The organism is Aeromonas sp. 603404 (genome assembly GCF_049171775.1).
Lineage (GTDB): Bacteria > Pseudomonadota > Gammaproteobacteria > Enterobacterales > Aeromonadaceae > Aeromonas > Aeromonas veronii_A.
On sequence record NZ_JAAKPE010000009.1, the window covers coordinates 45,809 to 69,588 of the forward strand.

The 23,780-nt window shown below is 58.2% G+C and carries 23 protein-coding genes; 8 read left to right on the forward strand and 15 right to left on the reverse strand.

The window, feature by feature from the left end:
* Window positions 1-47: 47 nt before the first annotated feature.
* From G5306_RS13095 to rnr, 4 genes are read right to left on the reverse strand one after another with little or no spacing between them, the layout of a single operon-like run.
* Window positions 48-503 (reverse strand): GNAT family N-acetyltransferase, encoded by a 456-nt coding sequence (locus G5306_RS13095; RefSeq protein ID WP_421312965.1) that lies wholly within the window; start codon window positions 501-503, stop codon window positions 48-50.
* Between the two features lie 56 nt (window positions 504-559).
* The gene (locus G5306_RS13100; protein WP_158110515.1) at window positions 560-1,132 is read right to left on the reverse strand and encodes a Crp/Fnr family transcriptional regulator; all 573 of its coding nucleotides are present in this window, start codon (window positions 1,130-1,132) and stop codon (window positions 560-562) included.
* A gap of 2 nt (window positions 1,133-1,134) precedes the next feature.
* On the reverse strand, window positions 1,135-1,884 hold the full coding sequence (rlmB, locus tag G5306_RS13105; RefSeq protein WP_005354834.1) for a 23S rRNA (guanosine(2251)-2'-O)-methyltransferase RlmB: 750 nt from the start codon (window positions 1,882-1,884) through the stop codon (window positions 1,135-1,137).
* Window positions 1,881-4,280, reverse strand: a complete 2,400-nt coding sequence (gene rnr / locus G5306_RS13110) for a ribonuclease R (RefSeq protein ID WP_421312966.1) — start codon at window positions 4,278-4,280, stop codon at window positions 1,881-1,883. Before rnr ends, rlmB begins: the two co-directional genes overlap by 4 nt.
* A gap of 134 nt (window positions 4,281-4,414) precedes the next feature.
* Here rnr and G5306_RS13115 point away from each other — a divergent pair, with 134 nt between their 5' ends.
* Window positions 4,415-5,437, forward strand: a complete 1,023-nt coding sequence (locus tag G5306_RS13115; RefSeq protein ID WP_019445736.1) for a GGDEF domain-containing protein — start codon at window positions 4,415-4,417, stop codon at window positions 5,435-5,437.
* Between the two features lie 130 nt (window positions 5,438-5,567).
* On the opposite strand, the gene ompA is transcribed toward G5306_RS13115, so the two are convergent.
* Both ompA and G5306_RS13125 read right to left on the reverse strand, forming a co-directional pair.
* Complete coding sequence (ompA, locus tag G5306_RS13120) at window positions 5,568-6,605, reverse strand: porin OmpA (RefSeq protein WP_244775855.1); 1,038 nt, start codon at window positions 6,603-6,605, stop codon at window positions 5,568-5,570.
* A 265-nt stretch (window positions 6,606-6,870) separates the two neighbouring features.
* Window positions 6,871-7,908 carry an SGNH/GDSL hydrolase family protein gene (locus G5306_RS13125; protein ID WP_005363031.1) on the reverse strand — a complete coding sequence of 346 codons (1,038 nt, stop codon included), beginning with the start codon at window positions 7,906-7,908 and terminating at the stop codon, window positions 6,871-6,873.
* 254 nt (window positions 7,909-8,162) lie between these two features.
* On the opposite strand from G5306_RS13125, the gene G5306_RS13130 reads away from it, so the two are divergent.
* Complete coding sequence (locus G5306_RS13130; RefSeq protein WP_005335826.1) at window positions 8,163-8,549, forward strand: YgiW/YdeI family stress tolerance OB fold protein; 387 nt, start codon at window positions 8,163-8,165, stop codon at window positions 8,547-8,549.
* An 85-nt stretch (window positions 8,550-8,634) separates the two neighbouring features.
* Here G5306_RS13130 and mltC read toward each other — a convergent pair whose 3' ends face one another.
* The 3 genes from mltC to mutY form a co-directional block, all read right to left on the reverse strand.
* Entirely contained in the window at window positions 8,635-9,738 is a 1,104-nt protein-coding gene (mltC, locus tag G5306_RS13135; protein ID WP_042052484.1) for a membrane-bound lytic murein transglycosylase MltC, read from the reverse strand.
* Window positions 9,739-9,855: 117 nt separating this feature from the next.
* Window positions 9,856-10,128, reverse strand: a complete 273-nt coding sequence (locus tag G5306_RS13140; RefSeq protein WP_005335828.1) for an oxidative damage protection protein — start codon at window positions 10,126-10,128, stop codon at window positions 9,856-9,858.
* Window positions 10,129-10,136: 8 nt separating this feature from the next.
* Entirely contained in the window at window positions 10,137-11,189 is a 1,053-nt protein-coding gene (gene mutY / locus G5306_RS13145) for an A/G-specific adenine glycosylase (RefSeq protein WP_128815431.1), read from the reverse strand.
* 237 nt (window positions 11,190-11,426) lie between these two features.
* On the opposite strand from mutY, the gene G5306_RS13150 reads away from it, so the two are divergent.
* Entirely contained in the window at window positions 11,427-12,665 is a 1,239-nt protein-coding gene (locus G5306_RS13150) for a multifunctional CCA addition/repair protein (RefSeq protein ID WP_421312967.1), read from the forward strand.
* Window positions 12,666-12,783: 118 nt separating this feature from the next.
* Here the strand turns inward: G5306_RS13150 and G5306_RS13155 are convergent, their stop codons facing one another.
* Together G5306_RS13155 and G5306_RS13160 are read right to left on the reverse strand one after the other, a co-directional pair.
* On the reverse strand, window positions 12,784-14,382 hold the full coding sequence (locus G5306_RS13155) for a BCCT family transporter (protein ID WP_421209349.1): 1,599 nt from the start codon (window positions 14,380-14,382) through the stop codon (window positions 12,784-12,786).
* A 9-nt stretch (window positions 14,383-14,391) separates the two neighbouring features.
* Window positions 14,392-14,919: a hypothetical protein gene (locus G5306_RS13160; RefSeq protein WP_069526903.1), complete on the reverse strand. Its 528-nt coding sequence runs from the start codon at window positions 14,917-14,919 to the stop codon at window positions 14,392-14,394.
* Window positions 14,920-15,082: 163 nt separating this feature from the next.
* On the opposite strand from G5306_RS13160, the gene G5306_RS13165 reads away from it, so the two are divergent.
* Window positions 15,083-15,562 carry a MarR family winged helix-turn-helix transcriptional regulator gene (locus G5306_RS13165; protein WP_216952087.1) on the forward strand — a complete coding sequence of 160 codons (480 nt, stop codon included), beginning with the start codon at window positions 15,083-15,085 and terminating at the stop codon, window positions 15,560-15,562.
* Between the two features lie 71 nt (window positions 15,563-15,633).
* Here the strand turns inward: G5306_RS13165 and G5306_RS13170 are convergent, their stop codons facing one another.
* The gene (locus G5306_RS13170) at window positions 15,634-16,215 is read right to left on the reverse strand and encodes a YjaG family protein (protein WP_216952088.1); all 582 of its coding nucleotides are present in this window, start codon (window positions 16,213-16,215) and stop codon (window positions 15,634-15,636) included.
* A 162-nt stretch (window positions 16,216-16,377) separates the two neighbouring features.
* Here G5306_RS13170 and G5306_RS13175 point away from each other — a divergent pair, with 162 nt between their 5' ends.
* Entirely contained in the window at window positions 16,378-17,322 is a 945-nt protein-coding gene (locus tag G5306_RS13175; protein WP_266135387.1) for a D-2-hydroxyacid dehydrogenase, read from the forward strand.
* 72 nt (window positions 17,323-17,394) lie between these two features.
* Here G5306_RS13175 and mepM read toward each other — a convergent pair whose 3' ends face one another.
* Entirely contained in the window at window positions 17,395-18,732 is a 1,338-nt protein-coding gene (mepM, locus tag G5306_RS13180) for a murein DD-endopeptidase MepM (protein ID WP_421206173.1), read from the reverse strand.
* Window positions 18,733-18,992: 260 nt separating this feature from the next.
* Here mepM and G5306_RS13185 point away from each other — a divergent pair, with 260 nt between their 5' ends.
* Together G5306_RS13185 and G5306_RS13190 are read left to right on the forward strand one after the other, a co-directional pair.
* A complete protein-coding gene (locus G5306_RS13185) occupies window positions 18,993-20,291 on the forward strand; it encodes a LapD/MoxY N-terminal periplasmic domain-containing protein (protein ID WP_421209345.1) in 1,299 nt (432 codons plus the stop codon).
* The gene (locus G5306_RS13190; protein ID WP_421206171.1) at window positions 20,288-21,229 is read left to right on the forward strand and encodes a TAXI family TRAP transporter solute-binding subunit; all 942 of its coding nucleotides are present in this window, start codon (window positions 20,288-20,290) and stop codon (window positions 21,227-21,229) included. The genes G5306_RS13185 and G5306_RS13190 overlap by 4 nt, the downstream gene beginning before the upstream one ends.
* Here the strand turns inward: G5306_RS13190 and G5306_RS13195 are convergent.
* Both G5306_RS13195 and znuA read right to left on the reverse strand, forming a co-directional pair.
* Complete coding sequence (locus G5306_RS13195; RefSeq protein ID WP_042052461.1) at window positions 21,224-21,898, reverse strand: transglutaminase-like cysteine peptidase; 675 nt, start codon at window positions 21,896-21,898, stop codon at window positions 21,224-21,226. The two genes, G5306_RS13190 and G5306_RS13195, sit on opposite strands and share 6 nt — an antisense overlap.
* A gap of 67 nt (window positions 21,899-21,965) precedes the next feature.
* Complete coding sequence (gene znuA / locus G5306_RS13200) at window positions 21,966-22,898, reverse strand: zinc ABC transporter substrate-binding protein ZnuA (protein ID WP_421252202.1); 933 nt, start codon at window positions 22,896-22,898, stop codon at window positions 21,966-21,968.
* Between the two features lie 93 nt (window positions 22,899-22,991).
* Here znuA and znuC point away from each other — a divergent pair, with 93 nt between their 5' ends.
* On the forward strand, window positions 22,992-23,768 hold the full coding sequence (gene znuC / locus G5306_RS13205) for a zinc ABC transporter ATP-binding protein ZnuC (RefSeq protein WP_421209341.1): 777 nt from the start codon (window positions 22,992-22,994) through the stop codon (window positions 23,766-23,768).
* Window positions 23,769-23,780 lie beyond the last annotated feature (12 nt).

Sequence of the window (23,780 nt, forward strand, 5' to 3'; positions counted from 1 at the left end):
ATCCCACGGGATGGCCCTTCTGCATTCTGAATCACTCTGACGAGTGGTTATGCCACCACTCTGCGCATCCCCATATGGGGGATATCGTCTTCGAGATAGCCTTCCCCTTCCGCCACAAAACCGTGTTGGCCGTAGAAGCCTTGCAGATGAGCCTGAGCACCAAGCCAGATGCTGTGGGTCGGCCAGTGTGCCTCGCACGCTTTGACCGCCTCGCCGATCAGCTTATGACCGAGACCACCGCCACGCGCCTTGGGTGAGGTCACCACCCGACCAATGGCGGCACCGCTCTCATCGCCGATGCCGGGCGCCATGATCCGCGCGTAAGCAGCAAGCTGGTCGCCCTGATAGCCGAGCAGGTGCCAGACCCCCTCGCGGCGATCGAGCCCGTCCAGATCCTGAAAGGGGCAGGTCTGCTCCACCACGAACACCTCGGCCCGCAGCGCCAGCAACTCATACAACTCGTCAGTGGTCAGTTCAGACCAGGGTTTCAGGATCCAGTTCATCGGCAACTCCTTATCAGTTCGGCCTGCCAGCATAATCGTGGCGCCAGCGCCCTGCATTAACCTTTGTTAAGTTCTTTCAGCCGTTTGCGAATGCGGCTCAGACTGATGGGAGTGATACCGAGATAGGCGGCGATCTGGTGATCCGGCACTCTGGCATCAAGCGCGGGAAAGCTGTCCAGAAAGTGCTGATAGCGCGCCTGCGGGCTGCCGGTCAGCAGCAACTGCTCCTTCTCCTCCTTGATGCGCAGCTGCACCTCCAACAGGTGCTGATACCAGCGCGGCCAGCCAGGCAGCTGGCGCAGGTCGGCCAGACTGAACAGCTGCAGACGGCAGGGCTCCAGTGCCTCCACGCTGTAGCGGGCCGGCTCACCACTGAGCAGGTGGTGGAAGTCGAGAAACTCGTCCCCCTCCCAATAGAACTCCTTGGTGTACTCGCGGCCATCCTCCAGCACCAGCTTGGCCCGCAGCAGCCCCTGCTCCACCCTGACCAGCAGATCCGGGCTGTCACCGGCGTGCCAGAGGCAGCTTTTCGGGCTGAGGGTCAGCGGGCGGGCAAAAGAGAGGAGGCGCGCGGCCTCCTCTTTATCTGCGACCTGCGCCCAATCAAAGGGGGGTCTGTCAGTCAGCATGATTAACCGCGACGCTGACGCACGGCTTCAAACAGGCAAACGCCGGTTGCCACCGAGACGTTGAGGCTGGATACCGCCCCTGCCATCGGGATGCTCACCAGCTCGTCGCAATGTTCGCGGGTCAGGCGACGCATACCTTTACCTTCGGCACCCATCACCAGCGCCATCGGGCCGGTCAGTTTGGCCTGATAGAGGTCGTGATCGGCCTCGCCAGCGGTACCGACGATCCAGACGCCACGCTCCTGCAATTCGCGCAGGGTGCGGGCCAGGTTGGTGACCTGAATAAGCGGCACCACTTCGGCTGCGCCACAGGCAACCTTGCGCACGATCGGAGTCAGGCCGGTGGCCTTGTCGCGCGGCACTATCACGGCATGAGCCCCGGCGGCATCGGCGCTGCGCAGGCAGGCGCCGAGGTTGTGCGGGTCAGTAACGCCATCCAGCACCAGCAGGAAGGGCTGGCTCTGTTGTGCCGCCAACTCGTCCAGCAGGCTGGCCAGATCGTGCTCGGCGAGCTTCGGCGCCTCTTTCACGCGGGCCATGATGCCCTGGTGATTGTTGCCTTCCGCTTTGTCATCAAGGGTCTTGCGGTTCACGCTCTGCACCTTGAGGCCGAGGGATTCCAGCTCGGTCAGCAGGGGCTGCAGCCGGTCGTCATCCCGCCCTTTCAGCGCCCATACCTCGATGAAACGCTCCGGGGTGCGCTCCAGCAGCGCGGTAACAGCGTGAATGCCGTAGATCAGCTCAGTACTCATTTGGTGCTCTTGGCCTTATCGCGAGCTTTTTTGCCCGGTCGTCTGTTGCTGGGTTTGGCACGGCCACCCTTGGCGGGTTTGCCGCTCTCCTTGCCATCTTTCTCTTTGCGCTTTTCGTGGCGCTCGGCACTCTTGGCCTTCTCCTTCTTGATCTCGGCCATCTTGCGAACTGCCTGCTTGGCGTTCTTGCCGGTGATCTTGAGGGGCTCTTCCACCATCACGAAGTCGATCTTGCGATCATCCAGATTGACGCCCATCACCTTAACCCGCACCTTGTCGCCCAGACGGTAGCGACGGCGGAAGTTCTCGCCAATCAGCTGCATGTGCAGGGGATCAAACTGGTAGTAGTCGTTGGTGAGGGTGCTGACGTGCACCAGACCGTCGATATGGATCTCTGCCAGACGGACAAAGAAACCAAAGCCGGTGACGCTGGCGATAACGCCGTCAAACTCGTCACCCACGTGATCCAGCATGTACTCGCACTTGAGCCAGTCGGCCACGTCGCGGGTCGCATCGTCGGCACGGCGCTCGGTCATGGAGCAGTGCTCGCCCATCGGGTCCACTTCTTCCAGCTGGTAGTGATAACCACCGCTCGGGGTCCACTTGTGGCGCAGGTTGCCCTGTTGCTCCTTGGCGGTCTGATACTTGATCGCCCGGTGCAGGATCAGGTCGGGATAGCGACGGATTGGCGAAGTGAAGTGCGCATAGGACTTCAACGCCAGACCGAAGTGACCGATGTTGTCGGCCTGATAGATGGCCTGACGCATGGAGCGCAGCAGCATGGTGGAGAGCAGCTCCGCATCCGGTCGCCCTTCAAACTTGGCTGCCAGCTCGGCGAAATCTTTCGGCTCGGGCTCGAGGCCGCCTTTGAGCTCCAGACCCAGTTCGGCCAGGAAGTCGCGGAAACCGGTCAGACGCTCTTCGCCCGGACGATCGTGTACTCGGAACAGGGCAAAGGCTTCGTTCTTCTCGATGTAACGGGCAGCAGCCACGTTCGCCTGGATCATGCACTCTTCGATGATCTTGTGGGCGTCGTTGCGCACCAGCGGCACGATGCGGTCGATCTTGCGCTGGGCGTTGAAGATGAAGCGGGTCTCCTCGCTCTCGAACTCCACCGCACCGCGCTGATGGCGGGCATGCTTGAGCGCCTTGTAGAGGTTGTTCAGCTCCTCGATATGGCCCACCAGCGGATCATACTGCTGGCGCAGCTTGGGATCGCCATCGAGGATCGCGGCAACCTTGGTGTAGGTCAGACGGGCGTGAGAGTTCATTACCGCTTCGTAGAACTTGTAGCCGGACATGCGGCCAGCGGCGGAGATGGTCATCTCGCACACCATGCAGAGACGGTCAACTTGCGGGTTGAGCGAGCAGAGGCCGTTGGAGAGCACCTCAGGCAGCATGGGCACTACGAACTCGGGGAAGTAGACGGAGTTGCCACGCTGATACGCTTCGGCATCCAGCGCCGTGCCGGGCTTCACGTAAGCGGAGACGTCAGCAATGGCAACCCACAGGCGCCAGCCACCACCGCGTTTGGCTTCACAGAAGACGGCGTCATCGAAGTCGCGGGCATCTTCGCCGTCGATGGTGACCAGCGGCAGGGCGCGCAGGTCGATGCGGCCCTCTTTGGCTTTCTCCGGCACCTGCTCGCCGAGACCGGCAACCTCTTTGGTCACCTCTTCCGGCCAGGTGTGCGGGATACCGTGGGTACGCAGGGCAATTTCGATCTCCATGCCCGGCGCCATGTTCTCGCCCAGCACTTCCAGTACGGTGCCGACGGCATTGATGCGGGAGGTGGCGCGCTGATTGATCCGCACAACCACGACCTGGCTCTGACGAGCCCCTTTGTTTTCCCCTTCCGGGATGATGATGTCCTGGCCGATACGGCTGTCATCCGGCACCACGAAACCAACGCCATTCTCGACGAAGTAACGGCCGACAATGTCTGCCTCACGAGACTTGAGCAGGCGCACCAGACGAGCTTCCTGACGACCCTTACGGTCGATCTCGGTCGGCTGCACCAGCACGTAATCGCCATGCATCAGGCGTTGCATCTCTCGGTTGTTCAGATACAGATCCGGACCACCACCTTCCGGACGCAGAAAACCGAAGCCATCCTTGTGGCCGATTACATAACCTTTGACCAGATTCAGGCGATCCGGCAGGGCATAACATTGGTTGCGAGTGAATACCAGTTGTCCATCACGCTCCATGGCGCGCAGACGACGACGCAAGGCTTCCAACGGCTCTTCATCTTTCAGCTTGAGGACCTTGGCCAACTCTTCACGGGACATGGGCTTTTCATGGCCCTTGATGAGTTCCAGGATCAACTCGCGACTGGCGATGGGGTTATCGTATTTTTCGGCCTCGCGTTCGAGGAAAGGATCTTTTTGAGACATAAGCAGGCCTTAGGGTAGGTGGTAACGGTGCCATTATATCGGAGGGGGGGGCGAATGGCATCCATCGGCTGCCTTTTGGCCAATCTCTCTGTCATACTATCTTCAGTTCGCTGGCATGATGAGACACAGAACTCATGAGTAAGGACACATTTGCCCAATCCGCCGCCTATCTCAAACAGGCGGTGCCCTTGATGATCAAGTACCAGATCCCCACGACGCCGGACAATTACCACCTGTGGTACAACTATGTCTCGGCCAGCATGCCCGAGCTCAACCAGGCGATTGATCAGGCAGTAAAAATGCAGGGAACCTGCTCACTCACCACCTGCGAGCGGCTCTATCACCAGTATCTGGCCGCTCAGGATGAGAAGCAGATGGAGGCGATGAAACTGAGCCTCGCCGCCATGGCCAATGAGCTCGGCCACTCCATGCAGGACGCCATCTCCGATACCGGCATGTTTCAGGAGATGCTCGACAAGAGTTTTGACAAGCTCAGCCGCATTGATGACGAGGGCTTCAGCCTGGAAGACACCATGGGGATCCTGCGGGAGCTGGTGCGCGAATCGCGGGATGTGCGCATGTCCACCATGCACTTTCGCAACCAGCTCAGCAATGCGGAGAAAGAGATCAAGGAACTGCGGGCCGCGCTCAACGAGACGCGCAAGCTGGCCAACGAGGATGCCCTCACCAACCTGCTCAACCGCCGCGCTTTCGATCTGGAGCTGGAGGGGTTGATCCGCAGCCAGCACCCCTTCTCGCTGATCCTCGCCGATATCGATCGATTCAAGAACTTCAACGACGAGTACGGTCACCTGCTCGGCGATCAGGTGCTGCGCGCCTTCAGCAAACGGCTGCGCGATGCCTGCAAGGAGGGGGTCACCGCCTATCGGCTGGGTGGGGAGGAGTTCGCCATGCTGGTCCCCCATCGCTCGCTGGCGTTGGCCAGACAGATGGCGGAGAGCATGCGCCGTGCCATCGAGCGGATGTCGATTCTGGATCGCAAATCGGGCCGCCGCATCGACCACATCACTGCCTCGTTTGGCGTGGGTGAGTTCAACGGTCAGGAGAGCGCAGACTGTCTGGTCGAACGTACCGACAAGCTGCTCTACAAGGCCAAGGAGCTGGGGCGCAACCGGGTGATGCCACTCCCTTCCTGATTTGTCCCCTGCCCGACCGCAATGCCAATGTAAAAAGCCAGTCAGATCAACTGACTGGCTTTTTGGTCTCTCTTGCTCCGACAGGGGCTGTTCCTTCCAGCCCCAGTGGAGATCTGCTCAGTGTAAAGGATTACTCCTGCACCTCGCTGACACCTTCGACTTTCACATCAACACGGCGATCCGGAGCCAGGCAGACGATCAGCTCACGCTTGGACTTGCTGACGCAGCTGTCGCCGGTAACCGGTGAGGATTTACCACGCCCTTCCACATTGATCTTGGCGGCCGGGATCCCTTTACCAACCAGATAGTTGGCAACGGTCTGGGCACGCTGTTCGGAGAGCTTCTGGTTGTAGGCATCGGAACCAATACGGTCGGTGTGACCAATTACGGTTGCTACGCCATCCTTGGGTCGCGCCTCTTCAATCTGGCTATAGAGGCTATCCAGTGCCTGACTGGCCTCTGGCTTGAGAGTCGCCTTGTTGAAGTCAAACAGCACATCGGAGCTCAGGGTGAACTGCTTCTCAACCATCACAGGTGCAGGAGCAGGTTCCGGAGCCGGGGCGGGCGCCACAGGGGCAACCTGACCAAAGCGATAAACCGCTGCCAGTGAGAGCAGGCCGTTATCCATTCTCAGACCGGTATCATCGCGGCTGCCATACGGGGTGGAGTACTGATACTCCAGGCGAGCTGCCCAGTCGAGGTTGAATGCATACTCGGCACCCAGTGCTCCGACCATGACAAAGCGGCTGTCATCCTTGTAGACATCGCTCTTGGTATCAGCCCAGCCATAACCGCCACCGACACGACCATACAGATCCAGATTATCGGTAACCGGGAAGCCCAGTTTCAGGGTCAGTTGAGCCAGCTGTGCTTTTACTTCATCACTGAAAGCGCCTGCCGCCGTAGTGGCATCGTATTTGTAATTGCCCAGGTAGTCGTAACCCAGCTCCAGCCCCAGATTCTTGTTGATCTGATAACCGCCAAACACGCCTGCCCCCAAAGCATCGTTGGTCTCATTGCCAAGGGTCAGGGCATTGCTTTCATCAATGCCGTAGAAGTTTGACCAACCCAGTTTGGCACCGCCATACCAGGTGTTGTCTTGACCGGCAGCCTGGGCATTGGCCGCCAGCAAGCCGGTAACCAGCAAGGTAATCAATGATTTTTTCATGTTTGAGCCTCTGCAACTTTATGTAGGAGGAGGTTGATTGATATCACCTCGTCTTATAGGTGCAACCACCCAAAAGCGATCGCAGCATATCAACGTTAGCCTATTTTCAAGTCACTGATATCAATTAACAAAAAACACTCTAACGCAACCACGTTACAAAAACAGCAACAAACGTTTGTTATTTGAACTGAATGTGACGCAAAAAGACGCACAGATGAGGGCTGAAAGGGAAAAAAGGCCAGCAACATGCTGGCCCGAAGCGATATCAGTGACGAACAAACTCGTAGTGCTGATCGATAAAGTCAGCAACACGCTGGCTCAGTACCTTGTGCACCGTCCTGGTCGGATGCACCTGATCCCAGAACATATGCTCATCGCAGTTAAGAGTCGCAGCTCGCCCTTTTGCCTGCCCGCTCACCACCGCCTGCGCCAGGATCGGGTTACCGGCAATAGCCACTCTTTCGGAGACACTTAAAGCCGGGGTCGCAGCCACCTCGGCGGCGCTGCCGGAGAATGGCTTCCACGTATAGCCGCCACCGTAGCAAGCGTGTTCTGTGTCACTCAGCCCGAACAGCTGGGGATCGCGCATCATCTCGTCAAACTGCTTGTCCACTTCGAACAGCTTCACGATGCCAAGGGGAGCCAGCTCTCGAGTGAGGTTCTGCAACTTCTGGTTGTGGTAACTGGCCACATGGCGCACCTTCTCCACCACCTTCATGCTGCGAGCTGACGGGGTCTGCCCCAGATCAGGAATGTTGAACAGCAGGATCTGCTGCGCGCCGTTGAGCACCAACCGGTTGGATGCCAGCCGGATGGTATCGATCACCCGATCCGCATCCCGCTCGGTGTTCCAGCCATAGGCCAGATAGTCGTTGGCACCGACCCAGATCACCACCAGATCATCGGGGCGGAACTTGTCCTTTTTCAGGAACTGATCGATCTCGTAATCGAGGTTGTTGATCACCTGATATTTGGGATCCCAGGACCAGAAACCGAGCCAGCCGTTCAGGGCGCCCAGATGGTTATAGGCCACCGCGGTTGCACCGCCTTCCGCCTCGTTGGCCACGACCAGACCGGGGAAGCGCTCGTCACCCAACTGCTCCAACCACACCGGGCCGTTGCTGAAGCGCCCGTTGAAGTAGGGTGGGCTGGAGGGGAGATACCCCCGCATCTTTTTGTACATCTTGCCGGTGTCGGAGAGGCTGTCACCAAACATCACAACCCGGGAAAAAGGTTGGCGTCCCTCTGCCGCTTGCGCGGTCAATGCCATTAACCCCAATAAACAAACAAGCCATTTTTTCATATTGTTATGCTCTTCGATTAAGCAGGTGAGACCTGCGGACTTCTCCTCGAGTGGCGACAGGCATGGGAAGAGTCTGCTGCCACTGACTTCTGGTGAAGGCGACAGATTACAGTTCCAGATGAAATCACACATGTTCCGCCACCGATGAAATCGCTTGCGCTCACAAAACAGACAATCACACCAGCCTATTTCTTTCACGCTTGTTTCACGCCCCCCCCGGCACAATGCCCCCATACCAACGACAGGAGTATGAAATGAACAAGGCAAGCGCAAGCGTAATCGGACTGTTGACCCTGATGTCTGTCTCCTCTTTTGCCATGGCGGCCTATACCGGCCCGCAAGAGCAGAACAAGGTTTCCGTTGCTCAACTGAAAGATCTGGCCGATGACAGCTGGGCCACCCTGGAAGGGAAACTGGTCAAGCACCTGGGCGGCGAGAACTATCTGTTCCGCGATGCCAGCGGTGAAGTGGAGGTCGAAGTGGATCAGGATGTGTGGCGTGGCACCGAAGTGGGCCCGGATGATCAGATCCGCATCCGTGGTGAAGTGGACCACAGCTGGAACAAAACCGAAGTGGAAGTGAAAACCCTGGAGAAAGTGGGCGCGGCCCCGCAGACCAAGGGCGGCTTTATCGCCAAATAAGGCCACTTCAACGACGAACTGGCCAGACGTTAAAAGGGCGCTTGATATCAAGCGCCCTTTTGCATGGTTAACCCAGCGTCACCGCTTAACCGGCCCGACTGGCAAAGGCTCTCTTGAACCCCTTCTCGGCCTGATTGACCTTGTAGAGGTAACGGCGCGCCTCCTCTTTGGGATGCTGCTCGGTCAACACCTGATAGACCGCCTCGGGGGAGAGCCTGTTGATCCGGCCCGGCGCCGCCTTGCGATCGCTGGAGAAGGTATTGAGCACCCCGCCAGCGCCACCGTTATAGGCGGAGATCACCGCATAACGACGGGAGCGCGGATCCTCGATATCCGCCAGATAGACGGTCTGCAACAGGTGCAGATAGGCGGTACCAACATCGATGTTGTAGGCCGGGTTGAACAGCTCCTCCCGGGTCGGCTGGCCGTTCTTGCCCTTGACCCGCACATAGACGTCACGACCGGCGGTAGCCGGGATCACCTGCATCAGGCCATAAGCGTTGGCATGGCTCACCGCATAGGGGTTGAAGCTGCTCTCGGTCTTGATCACCGCATAGATCAGGCTCTCCGGCACGCCGTATTTGCGCGACGCTTCCCGGATGATCCCCGCATACTTGTAGCCCCGTCGATCTTCATGGTTGGCCACCATGGGAATATCGACGAAGAAGATGGTGCGAATCCCCAGAGTGCGCTTCTTCATCGCCGTGTTGAGCAGGTAATCGGCATAACGCTCGGCGCGCCAGGAGGCGCGGATTGGCTGGCGCTGGTTGTCCAGCACCTGACCGTAGAGGAAAGGCTCGCCGCCGGTCAGAATTTCCCGATCGGAGTAAAGATCCACTTCGGCCGGATCGTCCGGGGTCAGCAGGGTCTCGATGATGGCGCGACGCAGGTGAGCGCGGGGATCTATGCCAGATACCGTCTCCACCATGATGTGACCGCTGGAGAAGTCGATGTGGGCCCGGCTCTTGTACTGATCCGTGTATTTGACGTAGTCAAACTTGCCCGCAAACAGCGCCTCCCGCCCCCATATCTCGTTCACGTTATGGGAGAGCGCGCTGATCATGTGTTCAAAACCGCGGATGTCCTTGCCGTTGACCAGATCGTCATCCTCACTCCCGCTGGGCTTGGGGGAAGATGAGCAGGCAGAGAGAAACAGCAGGGTGCACAGCAGCCAAAAAATTCGGCCCATAGGATCCTCAAACCGGGCAGCAGAGCTGCCCATCATTCATTTGCTGCGACTTCAGGAGCGGTCACGCCAGTGTGGCGCCATTCCCGCACCTGTTCACACGTACAACAGCCGGAGAGCTTACTGGGCAGGCGGGGTGTAACCTTCGATCTGCACTTCACCTGCATCAAACAGGTAGCTGACCATCTCTTTTTCCAGCAGTTGGCGATGCTCAAGATTCATCATGTTGAGCTTTTTCTCGTTGATCAGCATCACCTGCTTCTTCTGCCACTCGGCCCAGGCTTCCTTGCTGATGTTGTCAAAAATCCGCTTGCCGAGCTCACCGGGATAGAGTTGGAAATCCAGACCCGGGCCCTCTTTTTTCAGGCGTTGGCAAAATACAGTACGGCTCATGTTGACCTCTATGGTTGTAACTCTGGATAGGCGAGCAGACGGGCCGTGGCGGCCGCCAGCCCCACCTCGGCAGGATGGCGTAAGTTATACCAGAGTCGGTTATCTGCTTCCATGAGCCGCAGCGGCTGCGCCTCATCAATGTCAATCAGCAGCGGCTGAATATCGAGATGGAAGTGGCTGAAGGTATGGCGAAAACCGGCCAGTTCCCGATAACCGTGATGGCTCAGGCCGAGGGATGCCAGCAGACCATCCACCTCCGCCAGCGAAGCCACCTGCGGGAAACAGTAGAGCCCGCCCCAGATCCCCTGTGGCGGCCGCTTCTCCAGCAGCAACTCATCGCCGTGACGGATCAGCAGCATGATGCCATCGCGGGCCGGAATGCTCTTCTTGGGCTTGCTGTTGGGATAAGCGGTAGGCTTGCCTTGCGACAGCCCCTGGCAATCGGCCCGCACCGGACAGCGATCACAGGCAGGCTTGCTGCGGGTGCAGATCGTTGCCCCGATATCCATCATCGCCTGATTGTATTGCGCCACGCCCAGTTTGGGAGTGAGCCGGATGGCGATCTCCCACAGCTCGTTCTCCACCTGTTTTTGGCCGGGCCAGCCCGGCAGCGCCAGCCAGCGGGTGAGCACCCGCTTCACATTGCCATCAAGGATGGCGTGGGGCTGACCCAGAGAGAGCGACAACACGGCCCCGGCGGTAGAACGACCAATACCCGGCAGCGCCATCACCTCGTCAAAGTGCTCGGGAAAGAGACCATGGTGATGATCGCGGATCTGCTGGGCCGCCTTGTGCAGGTTGCGGGCCCGGGCGTAGTAGCCCAGCCCGGTCCAGTGGTGCAGCACCTCGTCGACGGGGGCATCGGCCAGCGCCACCACATCGGGGAAGCGCGCCATAAAACGCTGGTAATAGGGGATGACTGTAGCGACCTGAGTCTGCTGCAGCATGATCTCCGAGACCCAGACCCGGTAAGGGGTCTTCTCCTGCTGCCAGGGCAGGGTTTTGCGGCCATGAAGCTCGTACCACTCCAGAACCCGGCTTGCGAAGGTTGATTGATTCACGTTGTTCTCATGTCATTGATATATGGGGAACTCTGCGGTTCCTTCGGCTCATCTGGCCTGAGCGGGCATAAAGTCATCCCGCAGCACAGCGCCAGCTGTCTGGTGCGGCAGCGTAAGGCCTCGTCACGCCCAAGTCAAAGCCGCGCTGACTGGCGCTGCGGGCAGGTGGTGGTCAGGCAGCAAAGCGGTAACAAAGACGATATACTCGGGCCCACGATTGATGACGGGAGAGACGGTTTGCAGACTTATCTGGTTGGGGGCGCAGTGCGGGATCGCCTGCTGGGATTGCCGCAGGGCGACAGGGATCATCTGGTGGTCGGCGCCACCGTGGAGCAGATGCTGGCGCTGGGGTTTACCCAGGTCGGTCGTGACTTTCCGGTATTTCTTCACCCCAAAACCCAGCAGGAGTATGCCCTCGCCCGTACCGAACGCAAACAGGGTCAGGGCTACACCGGCTTTGTCTGCCACGCCGCCCCCGATGTGACGCTGGAACAGGATCTGCTGCGCCGGGATCTCACCATCAACGCCATCGCCGAAGATGATCAGGGCCAGCTCCACGATCCCTACGGTGGCATCGAGGATTTGGAAAAGCGGCTGCTGCGCCACGTCTCTCCTGCCTTTGCCGAAGACCCGCTGCGCATCTTGCGGGTCGCCCGCTTCGCCGCCCGCTTCCACGCTCAGGGCTTTACCATAGCGCCGGAGACCCTCGCCCTGATGAGCGAGATGACGGCCGCTGGCGAGCTGGCCCACCTCACGCCAGAGCGAGTCTGGAAGGAGCTGGAAAAAGTGCTGCTGGGGCCAACCCCGCAGATCTTTATCGAGGTGCTGCGCCAGTGCGGCGCCCTCAAGGCACTCTTCCCCGAAATCGACGCTCTGTTCGGCGTCCCCGCCCCGGCCAAGTGGCACCCGGAGATCGACACCGGCATCCACACCCTGATGGTGCTGGAGCAGGCGTGCCGGATCTCCCCCGAGCTGACCGTCCGCTTTGCTGCCCTCTGCCACGACCTTGGCAAGGGAGTAACCCCCAAGGAGTTCTGGCCAAGCCATCACGGTCACGGCCAGAAAGGGCTGCCGCTTATTCGCGCTCTGTGCGAGCGGTTCCGGGCACCCAATGAGTGCCGGGATCTGGCGCTGCTGGTGAGCGATCTGCACACCCACATCCATATCGCCTTTGAGCTCAAGCCCGCCACCCTGCTCAAGGTGTTCGACAAGGCTGATGCCTGGCGTCGCCCCGAGCGCTTTGCCCAGCTGCTGGATGCCTGCCGCGCCGACTTCCACGGCCGCACAGGTTTCGAGGAGCGGGTCTACGCCGAGCCGGACTATGTGGCAGAAGCGCTGGCTGCCGCCCAGGCGGTGCCGGTGAAAGATATAGTGGCGGCCGGTTACAAGGGAGAAGAGATCAAGGAGCAGCTCGCCAAAAAGCGGACCGATGCCATTAGCCGCATCAAGGATGAGTGGACCTTTATCGAGGAGTAACCTCGGCCCCATAACAGACGGCCGCCCTGATGATGAGCTCCGCAAGGAGAGCATCGCCAGGGCGGCCGTTTTGCATCCAGATTGATATGTGAGGGGACGCTAACCCCTGCTGGTGCCGTTATGCAGGACCAATTCGCTCCATCAGGCTCATATGGGATGAGCCATCGTGGCGCTTGAGGTTCTGACGATACTCGAACTGGCGCTGGCTCTCCTGTTTAAGCCCCAGCATCAGCGAATAACACATGGCCAGCATGATCACCGAGAAGGGCAGCGCGGCTATGATGCTGGCCGCCTGCAGGGCAGCAAGACCGCCAGAGACCAGCAAAATCGCAGCGACCAGCCCCTGCCCCAGACCCCATACGGCGCGGTGCAGCACCGGCGGCTCCTGATCACCGATGGAGAGCAGTGTGGTGATGACCAGCGTGCCCGAATCACTGGAGGTGATGAAGTAGGTGCAGATGAGTAGGGTCAGCACGGCCTTGGTGATCCAGCCGAAGGTATCCCAGTGCAGCAGCTCGACCGTCTTGTAGAGCGCCAGCGTCACATCCTGATTGACCGCAGCGACCACGCCGCCACCGCCAAACAGCTCCAGATTCATCGCCGTGCCGCCAAACACGGTGAGCCAGAACATGCCGAGCAGCGAGGGTACCAGCAGCACACCTAGCACAAACTCGCGAATGGTACGCCCCTTGGAGATACGGGCGATAAACATGCCGACAAACGGCGCCCAGGCAATCCACCAGCCCCAGTAAAACGCCGTCCAGCTCGACTGCCAGGCCGAGGTGCCGTTGGCCTCGGTGTTGGTCCAAAAGCTCAGTTTGACGATGTTCTGCAGGTAATCACCGATGTTCTGCACATAGGCGTTGAGGATATAGGTGGTCGGCCCCAGCACCAGAAAGAGTGCGAGCACGAACACGCTCAACCAGATATTGAGCTCGGAGAGGATCTTCACTCCGCGCCCGACCCCGGAGACCGCCGAGAGGGTGGCGATCAGGCTGATGCCACCAATCAGCCAGAGCTGGTTGGACTGCGATACCGCCATACCAAACATCTGGTTGAGGCCGGTATTCATCTGGGAGACCCCCAGACCAAGGGAGGTCGCCACCCCGAAGACGGTGCCGAACACGGCCAGCACATCGGCCGCATGGCCCCAAAAACCGTAAATCCGCTCGCCAAGGATGGGGTAGAGCACGGAGCGGATCGCCAGCGGCAACTTGCGCCGGTAGCTGAAAAAGGCAAGTGACAGGCCGACGATCACATAGATGGCCCAGGGGTGCAGGCCCCAATGGAAAAAGGTGAGGCGCATGGCGATCTGGGCCGCTTCCGGGGTCATCCCTTCGGTAATGAATGGATTGCCCTGCAGATGGTTCATCGGCTCGGCGATGCTCCAGAACACCAGACCGATCCCCATGCCTGCGCTAAAGAGCATGGAGAACCAGGCGAAGTAGCCGAACTCCGGTACCTGGTCGTCGTCACCCAGCCGGATGCTGCCAAAACGGCTGAACATCAAGTAGACAGCGAAGAACAGGAACAGGGCGACCACCAGAATGTAGTACCACTTGAACCCGGCAATAATCTGATCCTTGGCACCGACAAACCAGGCGGCCGCGGTATCGGGAACAAATACGCCAAACAGCAAAAACAGGGTGATCACGGTGAGGGCCGTCATGGCCATGGTCGGGTTGAGGCCTTTCAATAGCCCTTTGCTTGCTCGCATCCAGCCTCCTTAGTCGTTGTTGAAAAAGTCTTCGCCCACATGATCACCGGCACCGCCGATGGCGCGATAGACCAGTTTGCCAGCCGCCTGTTCGCGGTGATCTACCAGCGAAACCGAGGGCTGGCCGTTCACGGCGTGACGCTTGCCGAGGAAGATGGCCATGGGGACACCCAGATTGGAGACACCGCTGGTGATCCAAAGGCGGTTGAAGTCGTAAGAGCCACCGATGAACTCCAGCTGGGCCAGGCCGGTATCGAGGCCGGTCAGATAGAAGTTCATGGCACTTTCGTCAGGAAAGAGGTGCACCAGCACATAGGCGTAGCGCAATTCATTCACCAACTCCTTTAGGTTGAAAGTACCTGTCTCACTGCAAGAGAGGGGTAACTCACCATCATAGTGGTGTACTTTGAGGTTGTTGGGGTCTTCATCATAGGCAGGCTGATAGCGCACAAAAGCCGAGGTATCCGGCAGTTCATAGCGCACTCTGACCACACGTAACTCGGCCACCAGAGACTTGATATCCAGCTCGTCATTCATCATTTCGCTCCTCAAATGTCAGGGTGAATTCCGTGAAATGCCCGTCAACCTAACACAAAATTAGTTAGAGCAGAAATTATTACATCAAAAACCATATTGACCTTGTGACGAATTAGGCGGAAAATTTTGCTCCTCTCCATAGCCTTCCAATGACGCACACCCAATGGAAAAACATGATGAAGTGCTGGTCGCCCTGCGCCAGATTATTCGTGCCATCGACATGCACTCCAGGCGCTTGATCAAAGAAGCCGGGCTCACTTCCCCGCAACTATTGCTGCTAAAAGGGATCGACGAGCTGGGACAGATCTCCATGCGTCAGCTGGCCGATCACACCAACATGAGCCAGGCCACCGCCACTACCATCATGGACCGATTGGAGAGCCGTCAACTGGTGCAGCGCGTTCGCAGCAATACCGACAAGCGCAAGGTTCACGCGACACTGACTGACGCAGGCCGCGCCCTGCTGGCCCAGGCCCCGACCCCGCTGCAAGAGCGCTTCATCCAGCGTTTTCAGGCGCTGGAAGCGTGGGAACAGACCCTGCTGCTCTCCTCCCTGCAACGCATCTCCACCATGATGAATGCAGACGAAATCGACGCTGCCCCGGTGCTGAGCGTCAGACCCCTGACCGAAGAGCAAGCTTAAACAGCCACAGAATGACAGACATAAAAAAAGCTCCCGACCGGGAGCTTTTGTCTATCAGGCACCGGAGATAATTACTCTTCCAGGCTGATACCGATATTGGAGACGCCATCCTGAGAGGCGAATGCTCTGATAGCCAGGATACGATCGCTGTCGCGCTCATGGGCAACCCGCTTGAGCAACTCGACCTGAAACTCCAGCTCGGCCTCCATGTACTCGTGCTCGTAGAGCTCCTCTTCTGTCAGATCCCGCTCCTCCAGCAGCTCGATAAAACCGGCCACAGTGCCAACGGAGGCATGGCTGGCATCGTTGGCCTCTTCGCCAACCCGGCAGATCACCGAGTTGTAGGCGCAGCCCAGTGCCACACAGGCATCCAGCGCCGGATAGGCGCCGTAGGATTCAAACTTGCGGGGATCCGGGATATGGGCTTCTAACTCTTCGAGAATGGCTCCCAGATTGACACGTGAGCCCTTGACGGTCAGATAGTTCCACATCTGATCCAGCGCGTGCCGGAAGGCATCTGCATTGCCAAAACCGGAAGCCTGGCTGAACAGGGCATAGTTGGGGTACATGCGCTCTGCCAGCGCCAGGGTGTAGACGGTCTGTTGCCAAGGCTGTAGCTCGGCCAGTCGCTTATAAAACTTGTCACCAAACACTGGAGTCGGATCCTTTGCAAAATGTGGGGCAGATTGTAGCCCACGAGGGGCGTGGCGAAAACGAAAAAGCGCCCTGGTCGGCTATGTTGCGCTGGCAACTCGGGTAAGATGGGACGAGAGCGGCATCTTGTCGCGCCGCAAATTCTGATAAGGAACAAGAGTATGAGCCAACGTACCCTTCTTTTGCTCAGCCAGGATAATGCTCACTACGAACGTCTGCTCAAGGCGGCCAACCTCCCTCATCTGCGCATTCTGCGGGCCGACAACCCGAGCGATGCCGAACAACTTATCGGCGAGGCCCATATTCTGCTGGCAGAGCCAGCCCGCGCCAAGCCACTGCTGCCCAAAGCCAACAAGCTGAGCTGGTTCCAGTCCACCTATGCCGGGGTCGACGTGCTGCTCGATCCGGACAGTCGTCGCAACTATCAGCTCACCAACGTGCGCGGCATCTTCGGCCCGCTGATGAGCGAGTATGTCTTTGGTCATCTGCTCAGTCTGACACGCCAACTTCCTCTCTATCGGGAACAACAAAGACAACGACTCTGGCAGAGTCACCCCTATCAGGGGCTCAAAGGGAAAACCATGCTGATCCTGGGTACCGGCAGCATTGGCCAGCATATCGCCCACACCGGCAAACATTTTGGTATGAAGGTGCTGGGCATCAGCCGCAGTGGTCGGGAGCGTGCCGGGTTTGACCAGGTTTATCAGCTGCCTGCGCTCAACAAGATGCTGGCGCAGGCCGATGTCATCGTCAGCGTGCTGCCTGCCACCCGCGATACCCGTCATCTCTTCAATGCCGCCCGCTTCGAACACTGCAAACCGGGCGCCATCCTGTTCAACGTCGGTCGTGGCAGCGCTGTACACTCGGGCGATTTGCTCACCGCACTGCGTACCGGCAAGCTGGCAATGGCGGTGCTGGATGTATTCGAGCAGGAGCCGCTGCCCGCCGACAGTCCACTGTGGGGACAACCCAACCTCATCGTCACCCCCCACAACAGCGCCTACAGCTTTCCAGAGGATGTGGCCCAGATATTTGTACGCAACTACATTCGCTTTATCGATGGCCAGCCACTGGATGGCAAGATTGACTTCGACAAGGGTTACTGACCAACACTGCGCATGCAAAAAAGCCCCGCCAGTCTGGCGGGGCTTTTTCATTTCAGCTAGTGGCTACAGCGATTAACCGGCGGCCAGCTCCTTGCGGTAGCTCTTCACCTTGGCCAGGAACTGGCGACGCTCCTTGCCACTGAGCGGTTCAGCCATCGGCAGCTTGGCGGTCATGGCATTAACCGGACGGTTGTTGATCCGCAGCTCGTAATGCAAGTGAGCACCAGTCGAGCGACCGGTATTGCCGGAGAGGCCGATCTTGTCGCCCATCTTCACCCGCTGACCGGTTTTGACCAGCAACTTGCTCAGGTGCAGATAACGGGTAGAGAGGGTTCGACCGTGCTTGATGACGATATAGGTACCCGCCAGCGGGTGGCTGGTCGCCTTCTGGACCACACCGTCACCCGTGGCCAGTACCGGGGTACCCACCGGAACGGCAAAGTCGGTCCCCTCGTGGGGACGGATAGCACCAGTCACAGGATGCTTGCGCGCGGGGTTGAAGTTTGAGCTGATCCGGTAACGACTGTGGGTCGGATAACGGCGGAAACCACGCTCCAGGCTGTTGCCCTGACCATCGTAATAGTTGCCATCATCGGAGAGCCAGGCCGACACCGTCTTGCCCTGACTGATCATTTCCACACCCAGCAGCTGGCTGTTACCGGTGCTCTTGCCCTCGACTGTCTCCTGGCGTACCAACACCTTGAATTTATCGCCCTTTTTCAGATCCTGGGCAAAGTTCATCCGCCACTGGAACAGGTTGGCAATCTTCTGGATATGATTGGCCGGAATCCCCGCATTGCGGGCACTGACATAGAAGCTGCCGTTGATCACGCCGTTGTAACGCTGAGGTTGCCACTCGACCTTCTCATTGATCATGGAGGCGGTATAGGCATCATCGCTGCGTGCCATCACCAGAGTCTGCTTGATGTTCAGGCGGATTTTGAGTTGCTGCAGGATGTTGTCCTGATCGATCAGCAGCTCGATATTCTGGCCCGGCTTGAGGCGCGCCAGATAGTTCTTGTTGTCCGCGTCCAGCACCTTGTAGAGGGTGGTGGTGGAGAGACCGAGATTGTTAAAAATGGCGGTCAGGTTTTCGCCGTTGCGGACCCGGTAATCCTGCCACTGGGGGGTGGTGTCGACCGGGATGTCGTCATCCGGCGCACTCTGATCAACCAGTTCGTGATCGGGGATTTCGTTAAAGTCGGTGTTGTTTTCGTTGGTTGCCGTACCGGCGGTATCAATGGGCAACTCAAGACGCAGCGGCCGCTCGAGGATGTCACCCGGAGCTGGCAATAATGCCACTGCTGACAGGGTCATGGCCGTCAGCATCAGCATGGCGTAAAAGTGTTTGCGGGGAACCGGTGGTTCCCAATTGGCAGCCTGTACTACCAAGGGACGGAGACGTTTCATCCGCTATCCTGTATTTAGATCTAAAGAGTGTGAGTTGCGATGTCAGTTGTGACAAAACCGTATAAAACTGTTTGTTGGACACAAATAGTTACAAATAGTTCATCACAATCTGCATGAACCTCACATTTTATGCATAACACGCCCTGATGGGCAGAAATGATCGCCTTTTTTAACTATTTTTTCCTATTTTTAAGAGCCGGGTCGGACTCGATTCGGCATTAAAAATTCAAATGTTGCGATAATTTTTCCATGGAGTGGATATGTCGTTAGCAAAACTGTTAATCAGAATAATTGTCGTCCTGTTCCTGATCGGTGCAGCGCTGCTGTTTGCACTGGAAGTCACGACAGTCCGCCAGTCAATCCTTGATCAGATGTCGGCCAATCTGGAGACCGCCATCACAGCCCTTGGACTGGTACTGCAAGGCACCCTGCTCAATGATGATCAGGTGCTGGCCGAAACCATCGTCAATGCCATGTTCGATGGCGGTTTCGTCAGCTCGGTCATGCTGGTGGATCCGGATGGTCAGGTGCTGTTTCAGAAGGTATTCCACTCTACCCAGCAGAATGTTCCCGGCTGGCTTCCCTCGGTTATCGGCATGCCCCCCGTCAAGATTGAGCAAGAGTTGACCGATGGCTGGCGCATGCTGGGCACTCTGACCCTTGAGGGACATAGCGGCTACGCCTATCAGCATCTGTGGAATGCCATCAGTCGCACCGGCATAGCCCTACTGGCGGGGCTCGTCGTATTTACCCTAGTCATCTCTCTGGTGTGCAAGCGCCTGCTGCAACCACTGGAGCAGATCAATGTGCAGCTGATCCGGCTGCGCAAACACCAGTTCAACAGCACCCTGCCCACCCCTTGGTTGCAAGACCTTAAAGAGGTGGCACTTTCCATCAACCAACTGGTCTCCGAACGCAAGCGGGATCTGCTGCAACAACGGCTCAAGATCACCCAACTGGGAAAACAGCTTGCCCCAACCATGCCACAGCCACTGCAAGGGCTAAGCCCGCTGCCAGAAGGCGGGCAACTGCAAAAATTTGTCTCCACACAAGGGGAAATCGCCCTCTATCAGCGTTTCTTGCCCAGTCAGCCCCTCGGAGCCGACAGCGATCTCGCGACCATCCATAGCACCCTGGAGTTATGGCAGCGCTCCCATATAGAGGGGATCTTGCTACCCCTCTCCCTGCTCAATCATCCGCAATGGTCAGAAATCGCCCCTCTGCTAAGCCAGGGCCGCGGCAAAACACTGGATTGGCGCTGGGATGTGGCCACATTCCCTGCCCATGGCCAAGTCACATTGGCTGCGTTGCAGGAAAAGGGGTGTGAGCTCGCCTTCAGCGCCATTCCCCTCAATGCGGATACCTTCAATCAACTTGACCCGCTCAATCCCATCTTTATCAGCTGTCAGCTGACCGATGAACCGCTCTACTGGAATCTGCTCTCCCAGACCATGCATGCCGCCGGTTATACCCTGCTGGCAGAATCGGGAGAGTGTCGCGACATCGACAAACTGCGGACCTGGGGTATCGATGGTTATGCCAAGGAGACGCAATCATGAAGAAGCTCGCCATGCTGTTGCCCCTGCTGTGGCAACCCTGCCTGATGGCTGAAACCGTCACTATAACCACCGGGGGTGAGCAGGGGATTTATCACCAGATAACCAAAGAATTTTGCCGTCTGGCTCATGAGGTCGACGAGCAACTTGCGTGCAAGCTGCAGAGCTCATCGGGTTCAATAGAAAACCTGAAGCGACTGAAGAGTGGCGAGTCCTCCTACGCCATGGTGCAGTCAGACTGGCTGTATCAGGCAAGCAAGGGCTTGGGCCCTTTTGCCACGCAGCCGCAACCTGAGCTGCGCGCACTATTTGCCACCCATGCAGAGCCCTTCACCATAGTGATACGTGCCGATGGAGATATCACGTCACTGGAACAGCTCAAGCTCGCCCCCATCGATATGGGGTTGAAGAACTCGGGTACCCGCCAGACGGCGCTGGCCCTGTTCAACATCTTGGGAGCGAAAGAACAGGATCTCGATCTGAAGAGCATGGCCAACCTGCCGGATGCGCTCTGTAGCAAGCAGATCGATGCATTTGCACTGGTGATGGGACACCCTAACCGGATTGTGCTCGACACCGCCAAACGTTGCGCGGTCACTTTCCTCCCCATCGATGGGGCCACCCGGGATCAGCTACTCAAGGGTGTCAAATATTACCAACGCAGTCAGGTGCCTGCCCGCATCTACCCCGGCAATCTGAAGGCGACGCCCACCTTTGCTATTGCCGCCACCCTGGTTACCAATGCCACCATGCCGGAAGAGTCTGTCTATCGCCTGACCAAGGCCATGCTGACCCAGCAAACCAAATTCAATGAGCAAACTTATGGCTACGCCAATATGTTTCACCGGGCACGCAATAAAACCGGCCCTGTGCTGAGCATTGAACAGCATCCGGGCGCGGCGAAATATTTCGATGAGTTGAAGGCGGCGGGCAAGCTATAGCTGACGACGAGGAGAGCGCAGTTGCTCGCTGGAGAAACGGGTCTTCATCGATGTCCACTGCGCCAGCCGATCGGCACTCCCCGCCAGCGTCCCTTCCCGCCGTGACTTCATGATCCAGATGCTTTTGGCATCGAAACTGTAAACGGGAATGAGATCGGTACGCTTGCTACCCGGCAGGATCCGGCTGTTGATGTTGTCGAGCACCAGTGGATCAGCCTTGGGTGTCGGGAAGTAGAGCGTCACCATGTGGAACTGGTTGTAACGCACCGCCTTGACGTAGGCCAACCGCAGCTTCTTCTCATCCACCCCCAGCTCCATCAGGGTGTAGTACTTGGAGATGCTGTAATCCTCGCAATCCCCACCCCGGGCACCGATGAACTCCAGCGGATTGGCCCAGTAATCCTCATCTCCCCACAGCTTGGGGTCTTCACTGTAGGTGAGATTGTTGAAGTAGTTGTTCACCAGCTCGATCTTCTGCTGATCCGTGGTTCCCGCTCTGGGAGTGAGCAGACGAGAGAATGCCTCGGCCCGCTGGATGGCGCGGCCACCGTACACCTCCTGCAGTTTGGCCCGCAGATCGGGGCTGGCAATATATTCGGAAAGGCGCGAAGCCTGCACACTGGCGCAACATAGCGCCAGTGTGCAGGCCGGGATCAACAACCATTTCATACCGGACACTCCATGTCAGATGCTGGAGGTCAGTATAGTCCGTCCGGATGAGAGACTCAGCCGCTAATCAGCGACATTGGGCAAATGCGTCTGCCAGTTGTTGCATGAATTGGGGATAACCATCCGGGCCGAGCGGCACCTGTTCACCCACCTCATCAAGCAACAGCACCTTGGCGCCAGTATTGCGTGCCACCGATTCGATCACTGCCGGTGAAAATTGCGGCTCGGCATAAATGCAGCTCGCCTGCTTCTCTTCCAGTGCCTTGCGGATATCCACCAGGGTCTTGGCGCCCGGGCGACGCTCAGGGCTCACGGTAAAGTGACCTTTTGAACTCATGCCGTAATGGCGCTCCCAGTAGCCATACGCCTCGTGGAAGACAAAGTACCCCTTCTCATTCACTGCCTTCATCTGGCCGGCAATCACCTTGTCCTTGGCATCCACCTTGGTATCAAATGCCGCGAGGTTGGCGTCATAGCGAGCCTGATTGGTCGGATCCAGCTTGCCCAATTCACTTGCGATCGCCTTGGCAATTACCTTGGCCTGCGTCGGGCCAAGCCAGATGTGGGGATCGACCCCTTCGTGATGATGCCCCTCATGCCCTTCATCATGGTCACCGTGCTCGTGGGCGGCATGATCGTGATCATCATGGTCATGGGAGTCATGACTATCCTGAGTCGCGTAGTTGAACAGCGGCATTCCCTCAACCTGAGTCAGGGCCAAAGCATGGGGATGATTGGCCAGCGGCTTGGCCATAAAACCTTCCAGCTCGGGGCCAACCCACACCACCAGCCCAGCACTGTTGATGTTGCGAATATCGGAAGGGCGCAGGGAGAAATCGTGGGGAGAGGCACCGGTCGGCAGCAATACCTTGGGCTCGCTCACCCCGTCAGTGATCGCCGCAGCGATGAAGCCAAGGGGCTTGATGGTGGTCAGAACCTCAATGGCACGAACAGGCAAACTCACCGCCAGCAGGGCAGTGAAAAGCACAATAATTCTCATTGGTGAATCTCGTCAGAGGGTGAGTATGTGATAATATAACAGCCGCTTTTTGTTATATTATAACTCTCACTGGCTGTAAACCCCGGAGTTGTCATGAACCAACTGGTAGAGCTGAAAGAGGTCTCTCTCTCGTTTGATGGACGCTCTGTGCTCGACAAGGTCTCCTTTACCCTCAATAAAGGCAAAATCACCACGCTCGTCGGCCCCAACGGGGCGGGCAAGAGCACCCTGAGCAAGCTGGTGCTGGGCCTGCTCACGCCGGATTCGGGCAAGATCACCCGCAGCCGCGATCTGAGAGTCGGCTATGTACCACAGCGCCTCTATCTGGATCCCACCCTGCCGCTGACAGTGCGACGCTTCCTGCAACTGGGCAAAAATAGCCGCCTCTCCATCGAGGAGGCACTGACCCGGGTGGGCGCAGAGGGATTGCTGGAAAACCGGATGCAAAAACTCTCCGGCGGCGAGATGCAGCGCGTGCTGCTGGCTCGCGCCCTGCTGGTCAAGCCCGAGCTGCTGGTGCTGGACGAACCGGTGCAAGGGGTTGATATCACCGGCCAGATTGAACTCTATGCCCTCATCGGTCAGCTCGCCGCCGAGTTCAATTGCGCCGTGCTGATGGTATCCCACGACCTGCATCTGGTGATGGCCAGCACCCACGAGGTGATCTGCCTTAATCGCCACGTCTGCTGCCATGGCGAGCCGGAAAGCGTGGCCCGCCATCCCGAATTTGCCCGCCTGTTCGGGCGCCCGGAGCAGGAGGTGCTGGCGGTCTATACCCACCATCACCACTGCGACGGCGAACACCATCATCATGAACCGCAGGCCCCCGTCATCCGCCTGCCTTCTCGCAACAACGCTCACAGTAAATAGCGCAAGCAACAG